The sequence below is a fragment of the Bradyrhizobium sp. CCGB01 genome, assembly GCF_024199795.1.
Classification (GTDB): domain Bacteria; phylum Pseudomonadota; class Alphaproteobacteria; order Rhizobiales; family Xanthobacteraceae; genus Bradyrhizobium.
This window is the reverse complement of record NZ_JANADK010000001.1, coordinates 2,029,468-2,042,828: the sequence shown is the minus strand read 5'-3', so window position 1 is coordinate 2,042,828 and position 13,361 is coordinate 2,029,468. Positions and strand designations below refer to the sequence as shown.

Annotated in this window: 8 protein-coding genes, 1 tRNA gene and 2 pseudogenes; 7 read left to right on the top strand and 4 right to left on the bottom strand. The window is 60.5% G+C overall.

What is annotated here, in order from left to right; genetic code table 11:
• The first annotated feature begins 155 nt into the window (after positions 1-155).
• Positions 156-986 (top strand): 3'(2'),5'-bisphosphate nucleotidase CysQ, encoded by an 831-nt coding sequence (locus tag NLM25_RS09175; protein ID WP_254136700.1) that lies wholly within the window; start codon positions 156-158, stop codon positions 984-986.
• Positions 987-994: 8 nt separating this feature from the next.
• Here NLM25_RS09175 and NLM25_RS09170 read toward each other — a convergent pair whose 3' ends face one another.
• On the bottom strand, positions 995-1,480 hold the full coding sequence (locus NLM25_RS09170; RefSeq protein ID WP_254141140.1) for a YHS domain-containing (seleno)protein: 486 nt from the start codon (positions 1,478-1,480) through the stop codon (positions 995-997).
• A gap of 139 nt (positions 1,481-1,619) precedes the next feature.
• On the opposite strand from NLM25_RS09170, the gene NLM25_RS09165 reads away from it, so the two are divergent.
• From NLM25_RS09165 to NLM25_RS09155, 3 genes are all read left to right on the top strand, one after another.
• Positions 1,620-2,225 (top strand): DUF1134 domain-containing protein, encoded by a 606-nt coding sequence (locus tag NLM25_RS09165; RefSeq protein ID WP_254116542.1) that lies wholly within the window; start codon positions 1,620-1,622, stop codon positions 2,223-2,225.
• Between the two features lie 119 nt (positions 2,226-2,344).
• A complete protein-coding gene (locus NLM25_RS09160; RefSeq protein ID WP_254116541.1) occupies positions 2,345-3,637 on the top strand; it encodes a hypothetical protein in 1,293 nt (430 codons plus the stop codon).
• A 160-nt stretch (positions 3,638-3,797) separates the two neighbouring features.
• Positions 3,798-3,872: transfer RNA gene (locus tag NLM25_RS09155), tRNA-Val, on the top strand.
• A 669-nt stretch (positions 3,873-4,541) separates the two neighbouring features.
• On the opposite strand, the gene NLM25_RS09150 is transcribed toward NLM25_RS09155, so the two are convergent.
• A complete protein-coding gene (locus tag NLM25_RS09150) occupies positions 4,542-4,817 on the bottom strand; it encodes a hypothetical protein (RefSeq protein WP_254136699.1) in 276 nt (91 codons plus the stop codon).
• Positions 4,818-5,080: 263 nt separating this feature from the next.
• Here NLM25_RS09150 and NLM25_RS09145 point away from each other — a divergent pair, with 263 nt between their 5' ends.
• Positions 5,081-5,284: a hypothetical protein gene (locus tag NLM25_RS09145; RefSeq protein ID WP_254136698.1), complete on the top strand. Its 204-nt coding sequence runs from the start codon at positions 5,081-5,083 to the stop codon at positions 5,282-5,284.
• 127 nt (positions 5,285-5,411) lie between these two features.
• On the opposite strand, the pseudogene NLM25_RS09140 reads toward NLM25_RS09145, so the two are convergent.
• Positions 5,412-6,230, bottom strand: a pseudogene (locus tag NLM25_RS09140) (IS5 family transposase); the annotation flags it as partial.
• A 1,652-nt stretch (positions 6,231-7,882) separates the two neighbouring features.
• Positions 7,883-9,082 (bottom strand): annotated as a pseudogene (locus NLM25_RS09135) (ABC transporter substrate-binding protein).
• A 2,087-nt stretch (positions 9,083-11,169) separates the two neighbouring features.
• Here NLM25_RS09135 and NLM25_RS09130 point away from each other — a divergent pair.
• The gene (locus tag NLM25_RS09130; RefSeq protein ID WP_254116537.1) at positions 11,170-11,928 is read left to right on the top strand and encodes an acetoacetate decarboxylase family protein; all 759 of its coding nucleotides are present in this window, start codon (positions 11,170-11,172) and stop codon (positions 11,926-11,928) included.
• Positions 11,929-12,569: 641 nt separating this feature from the next.
• Positions 12,570-13,331, top strand: a complete 762-nt coding sequence (locus NLM25_RS09125; protein WP_254136697.1) for a glucose 1-dehydrogenase — start codon at positions 12,570-12,572, stop codon at positions 13,329-13,331.
• Positions 13,332-13,361: the final 30 nt, after the last annotated feature.

Genomic DNA, 13,361 nt, shown 5'->3' with positions numbered 1-13,361 from the left:
TGCACGGCGCGGACGCGGCGAATCACGCATGCTTGACGAATGCCGCGGGTTCTAACATTCGCAAGCCCGTGGCAGCTAGCTTGCGATCGGTTTGAAGCGGCCATAAGGCCACGGCGAATCAGTTGCGTAGGGATGGAATTGCCGATGAATGAGGCATGCAGGTGAAGCGGATCATCGACGGGGCGGCCGCTATCGGCCTGATGGAGCCGCTTACCGCGCTGGTGGTGAAGGCGGGCGAAGCGATCCTCAGCGTGAACCGCAAGGCGATGCGGGTCGACGGCAAGCACGACGGCTCGCCGGTCACCGAGGCTGACCTTGCCGCCGACCGCATCATCGCTGACGGCCTGGCGCAGCTGGCGGGCGACGTGCCGACGCTGTCGGAAGAGCGGACCCAGCTCGCCTCGCCGCCATTTCGCGACAGCTTCTTCCTGATCGATCCGCTCGACGGCACCAAGGAATTCGTCGCCGGCCGCGACGAGTTCACCGTCAACCTCGCCCTCGTGACTGAAGGCGTGCCGCTGCTCGGCATCGTCAGCGCGCCCGCGCTCGGCCTGCTCTGGCGCGGCATCGTCGGCCGCGGCGCCGAGCGCGTCAGGTTTGACGGCGCGACCATCGGTGCTGCCGAGCCGGTTCGCAGCCGCACGCTTCCGGCGCAGGGCGAGCCGTGGATCGCGGCGGTGAGCCGCTCCCATGGCGACCTCAGAAGCGAAGCGTTCATCGATGGCCGGCCCAATGCCGTCAGGAAGACGGTCGGCTCGGCGGTCAAATTCGGCCGGATCGCGGAGGGCAGCGCCGACATCTATCCCCGCTTCGGGCCCACTTGCGAATGGGATGTCGGGGCCGGCTGCGCGGTCGTGACCGCCGCCGGCGGCAAGGTCACCGACGGCAAGGGTGGCGAACTCCGATTCGGCCAGCGCGGCGACACCGGCTTCATCATCCCGGAGTTCATCGCCTGGGGCGACCCGCAGGCGGTAGGCCGCTACTGACCGAGCTGCTATTGGCTAAGTTGTTCCTGGAGCGCCGGCCAGCGCTTGCGCACCTCATAGAGGAAGCGCTCCGGGTCGGCGGCGAAGGCATCGCGGTTGGCCTCCCGGCTGAACAGGTACAGCCGCTGCGCCGCGATCACGTAGAAGCGGGGGTTGGCGGCGACGGCGACGCCCCGGGCGATGTCGGCCGGATCATACCCGCCGAACTGCGGTCCATAGATCTCGGGATGGGCCAGGAAGGACGCCCGGTTGCCCTCGTTGCGGAAGCGCCAGACCGCGCCCCAGAGGTTGGCCTCGAACTCGGCCGTCCCCTGCAAGGCGGCGCCATCGACGAAATAGGCGACGGGGTCGAAACCCTCGATCGCCACGCCGCTGAAGCGATTGACGACGATCCGCTCGGTGGTGGCTGCCGCGGCCGGCCCCCCCGCGCAGGCAACGCAGATGCCCGCCAACAGGCAGACGAGGAAGCCGATCAAGGCAATTCCGGGGCGCAAAGGGCTATCTTCCTGCCGTTGTGCCGTCATAGTTGCTGCGGATAACATCCGAGTCGAGGGGACATCCGGCGCAACCTAGAGCCGTGCCTGTTGGCGCCAGGTTAAAGAAGCGACGGGATTCGATACCAGGGGTTCTTTTATGACTTTCGCATCACGCCTTGCTGCGGTCGCGCTTGCCGCGCTGGTCGGCTGGATCGTCCCGGCCTCCGCCCAGCAGGCGCCGCCGCCCAATCTGCCGCCGCCGCAGCGGACCCCGACGCCCAGCACCTATGGGCCGGACGAGCTCGTGACCGCCGGCCACCGCTTCTTCGGCAACGTCTCGCGCGGGCTCGCCTCGATCATCGAGAAGGCCGTCAGCCAATGGGGCCTGCCCAACGGCTACATCCTGGGTGAGGAAGGCTCCGGCGCCTTCGTTGCCGGCCTGCGCTACGGCGAAGGCACGCTCTACACCAAGAACGCCGGCGACCTCCGCGTCTACTGGCAGGGCCCCTCGCTCGGCTTCGACTGGGGCGGCGACGGCGCGCGCACCATGACGCTGGTCTATAACCTGCCCGCCACCAACGCGATCTACCAGCGCTTCGCCGGCATCGACGGCTCGGCCTATATCATCGGCGGCTTCGGCATGACGGCGCTCACCGCCAACAACATCGTGCTGGTGCCGATCCGCTCGGGCCTCGGCCTGCGGCTGGGAGCCAATATCGGCTATTTGAAATTCACCCCGCGCGCGACCTGGAACCCGTTCTAGGTCCGTCGTCCCCAGTCGATTTCCGGATTCACGTTAACAACAGGGCGGGGCTGGCTTTTTGCCGGCCCGCCATGCATTGTCTTTGGTAAATTTTTCCTTAGCTCTGGGAGTTCTGGCCCATGGTCGAACCGATCATGTACCTGGCGATCGGTTTCCTGCTCTCGATGCTGTGCGGGCTTGCCATCGTGCCGCTGGTGCATAACCGCGCGGTCCGCCTGACCACGCGCCGGCTCGAGGCCGCCACCCCCCTCTCGATGGCGGAGATCCAGGCCGACAAGGACCAGCTCCGCGCCGAATTCGCCATGTCGGCGCGACGGCTCGAGATGAGCGTCGACCAGCTCAAGAACAAGACCACGAGCCAGCTCGCCGAGCTCGGCAAGAAGAGCGACGCCATCAACCGCATGAAGATCGAGCTCGGCGAGAAGAACGCCACGATCTTCGCGCTGGAGGCGCGCGAGAAGGCGGTGAAGGAGCAGCTCCGCGCCACCGAGGAGGAATTCAACGCCAAGACCGAATCCCTGCGCACCGCCGAGATTGCGCTGACCGACAAGCAGGGCGAGCTCGCAAAAATCAATTCCGAGCTGTCCGACCGCTCGATGATGGCGGAAAGCCGTCAGGTCGAGCTGGTCGCGGTCCGCGCGCAGATCGAGGAATTGAAGAACCGCGTCGGCGACGCCGAGAAGGAGTTCGTGGCGACGCAGGCGCGGCTGACGCAGGAACGCTCGGACTCGGAGGTCGCCTCGCGCGAGCTCGGCGACGCGCGCGGCCGCGTCGAGAATCTGAGCCAGCGCGTCAACGAGCTCGATCGCCAGCTGATCGTGCAGGTGAAAGAGGCCGAGATGCTGTCGGGCCGCGTCGCCGACCTCGAAGGCCGCCTCGCCACGCAGGGCAAGCTGCTCGCCGAGCGCGACTACGAGAACAACCAGCTGCGCCAGGCCAATGAGGGCGGCGAACGCACCATCAAGGAGCTGCGCGTCGAGATCGCGGCCTTGAGCGGCGGCAAGTCGTCGGCGGCGTTCGAATCAATCCGCGCGGAAAAGACCGCGCTGGAGGAGCAGCTGCGCACCGCGCGCGACGAGCGCGGCAAACTCCAGCGCGACATCAACGCGATCCAGCAGCAGGCCGAAAGCTCCTGGGCGACCGAGCGCATGGAGAACGCGCTGTTGCGCGAGCGCATCAACGACATTGCCGCCGAGGTGGCAAAGCTCGCGATGCAGCTCGAAGGGCCGAACTCGCCGATCGAGGCCCTGCTTGCGGCCGAGGCCGGCCAGCCTCCGAAACCGGCGCCGCGCCCGGCCAATGACGCCGCCGGCAATGGCATGGCCACCCTGCCCGAGGGCGGCGGAACGCTCGCCGAACGCATCCGCGCGCTCCAGGCCCACGCCTCCCGCGCCCGCCAGCAGGGCGCGTAGCCGGGCCCAACCGCGGATTCGCCGCAGAATTACGTGACCTGCAAAAGGTTTTCCGGCCTCAAGGCGCCTGGAAACTTGACACCTTCGGCCCGCACTTCTAAATCGCGGGCTCCGATGCGCCGGCCGGCCGAAAAGGTCCGGCCGTCTGCATGATGGTCCCGGGCGCATAGCTCAGCGGGAGAGCGTTCCCTTCACACGGGAGAGGTCCAAGGTTCGATCCCTTGTGCGCCCACCATTCGCTGCTCAAGTTCAAAGACTTAGTGGGCTAATTCCCCGGGAGTGTGCCCCGAGAAAACGTGGGCACAGCGCGGGCACACGAGATCTGCCAGGAAAATTGCAGCACGGGCCACAGAGACGGCGCCAAAGTAACACCATCATGCTAGAAGAGACTGCTCGCGGTTATGAGGCCGCCATGACACGCGCCCGCACCGAGCGCAGCTCGCCGTCCTTTGGCAAAACACGTTCATCGCCCACCGCCGTCGCGGGCCGCGCAGGAAGCTTGGCATTTGTCCGCCGAGTGGAGAAATATCGAGTTCGTCTTATCCGGATGCAGACGAGCGGCACCGCCTTTATCAATCTGCCGCCGGTAGCGGGACTACGCTTCGATGCCGTAGCCCCGCGAAATGCGGGAGGTGTTGGTTGCACCGACAACTAGGTCCCCCCCGATGACGAGAACCGATCTATGGGCGATCTGGTCTCTGGGGACCGTGGTTTGGCTTTCGAATCCGCCGAACGGACCGATTAGGCCATCCTGGAGCGATGTCCTGGGGTGGTGGATGACGACTCATTGAGGTTGCGATCCTTCCGATCTGGGAAGGAAACCACGGGCAGCCTCCCCTGGACCGGGTTCTGGGCGCGTGAGCTGCTGTGCTGGTGCACAAACGACTCCTTCGTTGCCTTCTGCTCAGAACACGACTTGCTCGGTTTCGTTGTCAATCTTATGCGCCGATACCATTTCCGCAATCTCGGGCTCGAAACGCGTTTCGTCACCGGCTAAATCGCGGAAGCTGGACCGGCACGCGTGCGGCGTTATGGCCGGATAGACTGCCTCAAGGGTGTGGAGCGCGGCATTCATGCCGAGCGGCTTGGTGTGGTCCCGGCGAACATGTACGCATGGCGTTCCCAACCTCTCGTTGTCCGGACGTCGCAAGCGGTTGAGTAACAGGCGCTTCAGGCGCACGAACTCGCGCTCCGTGATAGGCTGAGGTTTCCTCGGCGGCGCAAATGGCAAGCGGATATCGTCGATTACCTACGCGCCGCGCCTCGGCGTCCGCGCCGACATCAAGTCCTCCTCACGGACCTGCTCGATCTCGTGAAACAGGGGGCCTCAAGGCGCCATCCGATTGGCTTGAACGTTGCCGCGGCGATGCGGCCAAATGGACCGCACATCATCGCGAGCAACTCGCGGCCACTGCCGGCAACGCCGCCCTGTCCCCGCTTGCGGTGCTCGACGAACTCTCGCGCTATGGCGGAGAGATCACGCTGGTCGCCGACACCGGCTACATGGCGGCCTGGACGGGCGTGCTGTTTCCGACGGTGCGCTACGACGCGTTCTTCCGCGCCGTCGGATCGCTCGGCTGGGCCCTTCCCGCCTCGCTCGGCGGTCATCTTCGGCGCCGAGCTTGCCGGGGTCTTTGGATGCCCTAACAAGCACAGCCGACGCGAGAACTGCTGCGGTCTGGAGATCCGAGCCTCAGAGCATGATGCCTAGGCCGTAGCGCGGCATCATGTCGATCTTAGAGCCTGACTCAAAAAGGCCGGCGAACGCTTCAGGGCGCGGCGAGCGCGTTGTCAGCAGCCTGAGATGGGCAACGTGAAGCCAGGCAAGCTCCGTTGCGGCGGAGCCTTCAAAGTCTCTGGTCAAGCGTCGGCAACGGCCGAACCACGCAAAGGTGCGTTCGACCACCCAGCGCTTGGGCAAGAGCTGGAAGCCTTTGACCCCTGGTGGTCGCTGGACGATCTCGATTGTCCACGGCCCGCAGGGGGACAGCGCGTTAGTCAACTGCTTGCCGCGATAAACCCTATCGGCAAAGACATGTTGGAGCCTGGGAAAGCGATCTCGCAGGTGCTCGAGCAAGGGGACAGCGCCATGAACATCCTGAACGTTCGCAGGATGGACATGGGCTGCGAGCAGAAGGCCATTGGTATCGGTAACGATGTGCCGCTTGCGCCCATGCGGGCGCTTGCCGGGATCGAAGCCGCGAGGCCCTCCGGCCTGCGTTGTCGAAGCAGTTTGGCTGTCGATGACGGCAGCCGTTGGCGTTGGCTTATGGCCGAGCTTCTTCCGTGCCCGCCGCACCAGGATTCGAACGATCCGGTGCCACCTGCCGCTGTCGCGCCAATCGTAAAAATAGCCCTGCACCGTCGAGTATTGCGGGAACTCCTTCGGCAAGGCTCGCCATTGGCAGCCGCTCGACAAAATATAAAAGATTGCCTGCACGATCTCGCGCAGATCGACCTCCCGCGGCCGGCCCAATCGGCATCGAGGCGGCATCTTCCGAGCGATCAGCGCCCACTCGGCATCGGTCAGATCGCTTGCGTAACGCAGTCCACTGCGCTGATATTGGATACGAGCGGCTTTGGTCCACGGCATGGTGTCCTCCTTCGAATCTTCGCAAATCCGAAGGAATCACAGGCCCGCCAAAACCGCTCACTTTTTTCGGTCAGGCTCTTAGGAGAATCGTACACCGGTGGAACGGACTTCAGCCAACGGTGCAACGGTTCGGGATGATCGTCAAAGCCTTCTACCGGGAGGCTTGTCTCCATCGTGGCGACGTCGAGCAGCATCGGACCGTCATTGTGTGCATAGAATCGAGGACAAGCGCCTCGTGCCCGCGCACCAAAACGTTGTTGACGTGAAGATCGCCATGAATGCGCGTGTATTTGACTGGCTGCTAATGCACATCATGAATAGTCGCTTCAGGTCTTTAAATCGTAGCTTGACCACCAGCCGAGCGCCCAGTTGACCGTCTTGCGAACGTCAGGGTCCCATCGCGCGCCCGCGCAGCGAGCGCGTCACGGGCACACGGATCGGCGATCTCACCGAGCGCCGCGGCGGCGTCCTTGCGCAGCGACGGAAGCGCATCAGCGAGAAATGGAATGATCGAGCCGACCGCATCAAGCCACTGGACGAAAGTCAACCTCATTGACTTCTGGTGCAAAATAGTGCTTCGGCATTGCAACCATGAACCGCGGAGACGTAGACCCCGCCAGAGCTGGATCTAAACTGGCCATTGCCAGTTGGAGAAAGTTCGTCAGCTCAGGTCTCACTTGAAACTAGCAGATAGGGCTGCAACAGAACATCCAAGCGTGCGTCACCTGGTTGTTCGGAAGTGTCCTCTGGTCCTGCTACATGCGTACTTCATGAGCGCCGACGGTTGATACCGGAAAGATCGTCAAATGACCTCGACCGAAACAATCAACTTTTCTGCTAGCGAGGCTACAACATCTTCATTCGGCATACTGCTTGCATCGTTTAGTGAGAATTCCCGCTGGGATTTGTTGATCTAGGTTTGTCTCGGCGGTGCTTTGAAGGGCTTCGGGTCCACCTGTTGTTTTCTTCTGCCAAATTGCAGGTGACGCCGTGTGACTGCCATGAGTTTCAAGAACGTGCAGTATCTAATGGAACCATCTCATCTCGCTAAGGTAGTGCACTCGATCGACCGGCGAGTGGTCCTCCAGACTGCAGGGTATCTGTTTGCCGGGTGCCTGTTTGTGCTGCTAGCGCAGCCCGCGCGGCCCTCGATCCGCACAACTGAGACACTCCCAGACTCTGCGACTAATAGCGCGGCGCCTACGCTGCATCACGGGCTTCCCGTCGCTCGGGACGCTCTCGACAGTCTGGACGATGAATACAAGGCGGTTGACGCACGTTCGCCTCCCGCCGAGCATTGTCGCGTCACGAAGTCAGACTTCAGTAATGTTCAGTTGGGCGCAAACTATGCAGAGGTTGTCCGAACGTTCGGCTGCGCGGGCACTCTCAAATCGAGCGAGCTCGTCGAGGGCATCACGTTTCACGTGTTTGCATGGAATAATGGAAAGGTTCTAACGCTATTTGTAAACAGGAAGCTATCGATCGCATCGCAGTCCGATCTGTAGCTGTAACGGGGACTGCGCCTCCAATAAGCTCCGGCAGTTACCCTCCGGGGTCGGTAAGATAGCAAACGGTGATGGCTATTTCTACCGCGCATTGGCTGACCTGGCCCACGATGGTCGGGCAGTTTTCGAAAGGCCGGATTGCTCCGCTCACGACCTCTTAAGAAGATCGCAGGCGCTGTCGGCGGCTGACCGCCAGGCATCTTCGGCGGGGATGGTCGCCGTGATCTCATAATAGTCATATGGGTAGTTCGACTCGCCCGGCGCCTTGATACGCGCGGCATAGAGTGGACGCATGACCTGCCCATCGGAACGGATGCGAACATTCTCCATCTCAAAATCACTAATGGGAGTGTTCTTCATGTGTTGCACGACTGCCCCGCCATCATCGGTCTGGGTCGCAGCAATCGCCTTGAGATAGTGCGTGACCGCGCTGTAGGTGCTCGCCTGCGCCTCGTTTGGGACCCGGCCGTCGAACGCCGCACCGTAGCGCTGCGAGAAGGTTCGCGTCTCGTCCGTCATGTCCCAGTAGAACGGAGTGGCTAGGCGCACATTCCGCAGGGATTCCAGGCCTACACTGTGCGTCTGATTTATCAACAAGCCCAACGGCACAAGCTGCTGATTCTTGATGAGCTCGAATTCCAGAGCCTGTTTCAGAGCATTGGCTAAGTCCGCTCCCGAGTTCGCAAAGGCGACAACCTTTGCTCCGCTCGATTGGGCGGTCAGGAGGGGCGACGAAAAATCGGAGCTATTTAGCGGATGCAGGACGGAGCCAACGACCCTGCCCCCGTCGGTTCTGATAAAGTGCGTCGCATCGGCCTGCCACACTTTTCCAAATGAGTAATCAACGGTGATAAAGAACTACGTATCTAGTCGTCGAGCGAGGAGCGTTTTCACCGTCGCCTTTGCAAGCGCATAGGTGTCCATTGCCCACTGTCTCGTCATTGGAGAGCATTTCCCATTGGTCAACACCGAGGCCGCCGTTCCAGCGAGGAGATAGGGCTTCCTCCGATTCTTCATGACGTCTTGTACTCCCAGCGCAACTGACGATGCCGAACAGCCCACGATCGCGTCCACCCGCTCATTATCCAGCCAGCGTCTCGCAATGGCGACGCCGATGTCGGGCTTATTCTGATCGTCGGCTACGATAAGTTCGATCTTGCTGCCGTTGATAGCTTCACCAAAGTCGCTGATTGCCAACTGCGCCGCGAGAACCGAACCGGTTCCGCAATTGTCAGCATAGGGGCCGCTCCGGTCATTCATGATGCCGATCTTGATGACTCCGTCCGAAATCCCCTGTGCCAGGACCGGCGCCGCGAACGGCGCTCTGACGTCGAAGAAGATCGCCATGATGGCGACAAAGGCAATCGGCAGCCGCATATGCTCACTCTCCCTCATAGTCCGGAATATATTCGATCTGACTGTTGTGGCGATTCAGTTCACGCCACGAGTCGCAAACTTCGGTGGTCAGCCTTATCGTCCTGCAAGCAAACTGACCGGTCGCCCCACGGAAGTGTGGGAAAGCCCGGGGTGATGGAGAATTGTATTTCGAGAGGTCCGGCGCCCGCACCTACCAAGACTGGTCGGCCTCCTGGACCAACGCTGCGTGGATCAATCGCCTCGCCTTCCGCAAAGCAGCTGGGCCGCGAGACGAACGCCACCGCGCGATCTACACTGTGGCAGTCAGCGTGTACGCGCACTTCCTGAAAGGGATCGCGCTGATGGAAGCATCGCCGTGGCAGCGATTCTGGAGTCACACCCAACACACCTCAGGGATACTAATGTCACGCGCATAAGTCGATGTTTGTGAGGTGTTTCTTCATCCATTGAATGATGCGGAACCAGGAGCTTTAGTCGCCCGCGACGGCTCCTGCGGGTTGCCCATCCTCCGGCTGCAGAGCGGCGCGGACTCACTGGCTCGCCCAGCTGTTGGCACATGATCTACGCCGACTGTCCGACTTCCGACTGTTTGGAGGACTTGATACGCTCGCTCGGCAAACTTCCCTTAAATGGTCAAGTTCTCGCAGTTGGCACGAGGCTTGAAGGGGAGACCTCATCCAGCGGCTACTAGCGGAGCGATGACTTAACATGGCGTCGGCCTCAATAGCACATCATGAAAGATGCTCTCGATGTGGTTCTGCCTTGGTCTGCCTCGAGTGGCATGAACGCAAAGATGAGCAGGAAGTTCAAGATCTTTGGCGCTGCTGGAACTGCAGGAACGAGTTTGTCACCGTCACCACTTCTGATGATACGGATCCTTCTGCCGCCGAAATCACGAAGCTATTCTTTACCAGCCTGCTAGTCTGATCGATGACGCCCGAATGGCTCGCAAGGATACCGTTCGATGCAATGTGGCCGGTTCAATGGGAGATCGGATCCAACGTTTCAATGGTGGATTGCCGAATGACTTACTTTCGCAAGAGCTCCGCTGGTCGGAGGACAGTGGTTCGCGCTGCTCGGCTTCTTAGTAACGGCTTGGTCGGCTCGCCGCTCAAATCGCTGGTCACGAATGCAGATTGCAAGCCGGATAGACTTGGCATTCAACTATCTCATATGTAGCCACGGCTGAGGGCCTCATGCAACGCCTCAACGGAGTGCGGCGGCACCCACTAAGGTCCCGGCGCCAGCGGCACCACCTTACTCAAAGGCTTCAGCAGCGTACGGCGCAAGTTCGACCAGCCGCGCAGAACACCTGAACATCGAGATTATCCTAGGTCGTTGCACTTTCGGACCCCGTAGCCTTCATGAGCGTGCGGCGTGAGGGCGCGCCACCAGCGCACGCCTTCCGGCGGTCTTTACGGAATGCCGTTTCCGATCCTGAGTCTACTGACGATAACACCATGTTCATGAATGAGGCCATGAAAGTGTATTGCGAGCAGCTGGTATTTATGGGCGCGGTAAGCTCATAGATGTCGATAGCGATTGCCTCCCCACAATGAAAGCACCTCCAGCCGTACTGTGCCCCAATCGGCCGTAGCAAAGGTATTTGGTTTCTGACCGCGCCGCCAATTTGTGTAATTGGACATTTAAACCCTAGGTAGCTTTCTACTCCCAAAGCTATCCGGATAGGGCCAGCTGGCAAGCGCTTAATCGCGAACGATGGCACGCAACTTGCTGCGCTATGACAACATCGCTGAATTCGGTCCAACTGCCTTCCTCCCAGATGTCGAGCGGGCTCATGGCCTCGAAGGAGACACGCCCGGTCAACGACGCATGTTGGTGTGTTGCTCTGCAGCTGCAATCGCATTTGCGCACGGTCTTCGCCGCCAGCTTGTGAGCGTCTAGAGTATGAAACTCTTGGCTACAGCAGAACAGGTGTCTCCGTAGTCGGAAATTATGCAAACGGATTCGACTACGATCACAACTGTTGCATCATCAGTGGCCGTGCTCTCGATTTTCACGAAGCGCCCACAGGATGCTCAACCGGAGGGTAAATTATGATGGAAATCAGAGGCATTCCGTTCGACGCGCCCCTTTATCATGGGGATGAAGAGCATGGTAGCGCGTTTCTTAGCTGCCAAGCCGTGCAAGCCATCTTCACAATTGCAAGCGACGTAGGGCCTTTATTACCAAAGCAGCTCAGACCTGCCGCAGATCCCGCGGTCGGAGTCGTAGGTATAGCAAGCTACGGCTCAAGCATTGTCGGACCATATCTGGAGCAGTATTCTGGAATCGAAGTTCGTGATTCCGGTGGGGAGACTGGCTTCTATATTCCTTACATCTATGTGACTGCGAACGATGCGGCCCTCGCCTCCGGACGCGAGGCGCTCGGTGCTCCCAAAAAGTTTGCGCACATCGCATTGACCCGGGAAAGTGGCCTAATTCAGGGGACGCTTGAGCGTCCAGCAGGCAAGCGTCTCCTAACCATCACGGCTCAACCAGACACGCGCCTGAAAGCAACTGCACGACAGATGTATTCGACGCACAACAACTTCTATTCGCTTCGGCATCTGCCTCCTATTACCAAATCCGGAAAAGGAGCCGCAACACAGCTCGTAAAGTGGTGCACGGACCGAGCGTTTCGACGAGATGAGTCGGGCGAAGAAGTGCTATTCACGGGCCTCATTTCACTAACTTACGACTCGCCGTCAGCCATCGATCCCGTGCACAATTTGGTGGTTGGCCAAATCATCCTTGGAACGTACGAGGAGTACGATTCCAGGCTCCGTGCGATCGATCTCCTTTCGGACGTGTAGGCCGCCGTCGCTGAAGAGAACTTTGGCGATAACAGCCTACGATGTTAACTTGAGACGACAGAAGTTGGAATCACCCCTTTCGTTCAAAAGAAGCTTGGAATCCGGGCAAACCGAGGCTTGCCTAAGCTGCGCTTCGCTTGTCGCCCCCTTCTCAACCTGTCTGATTGATCCCATAACGTCGGGAATCTGACACGATGTCCAACTTGATCGCTGTGACTCGGCCACAAGTCGTGGCCAAAGTCATTTAGACCACCCTGCCTGCTCCTGGCATGGGCATTGCTGGTGCTGGTTTGTCGCACGATCATGGGCAGCGCCGCACCATGGTACGAAGAGAAGAGTGGTAGAGCGTGGGAAAGACATCCCAATTGCGGCAGAACTCCGAAGTTATTCGAGGCTGCCATGTCACTGGTGGGAGCATCGCGCCGAATCTGAATTCGTCGTGGCCACCGGCCGACTACCGACTGGCTGTAACGAGCATTGTCTTCAACTATCCCGCGGGAGAACGTCATGTACTTTGTGTCTCCTTACTGCGTGGAGCAGAGCCAACTCTCACTTGCAGTAGTATCTCACCGGTGTCGCCGGCTTGGCGCGGCGCCCTCTCCACAGCTTTTAATCGATAGCCCCGGGGCGAGGACTATGTCATGGGACGTGTAAACGAAAAAGTTGTTCTGGTGACTGGTGCGGCGCGAGGTATGGGAGCGGCCCATGCCCGCTTGCTGGTTGCAGAGGGCGCTCGAGTCGTAGTCACCGATGTCCTTGATCAAGACGGCGAGGCTCTCGCTTCCGAACTGGGGAATGCCGCCATCTACGTGCACCAGGATGTTAGCGAGCCGACATCCTGGGCAACTGTGATCGCGGCAGCACAGGCCACCTTCGGTACCTTGCATGGGCTCGTCAATAATGCTGGTGTCACGAGCCGGGCTTCGATCGAGCAGTTCCCACTCGATCTATGGAACAGGACCCTGGCAGTTAATTTAACCGGCGTATTCCTCGGCATTCAGGCGGCGCTGCCAGCGATCCGGCTTGCAGGCGGTGGTTCGATCGTCAACGTCTCATCGGTCGAGGGACTGCGAGGCAGCCCTGGCCTTCATGCTTATGTGGCCTCCAAGTTCGGCGTGCGCGGAATCACCAAGTCTGCCGCGCTGGAGGGCGCAGCTTCCGGCGTCCGTGTCAACTCAGTTCATCCTGGCCTCGTCAACACGGCGATGAGCGAGCGCTTGGATCCCGCCCTCTTTCCAATTCCGATGGGACGAGCAGCCGAGCCGCTGGAAGTGTCTCAGGCGGTCGCATTCCTGCTTAGCGACGAGTCCAGTTACATGACCGGTGCTGAGATAGTCCTCGATGGTGGCTTGACAATCGGCGTCCCATATAAAGGGGCTGCGCTGGAGGAAATGTTTTCATGACATAAATGCTGGCCAAACGGAGGAAACACG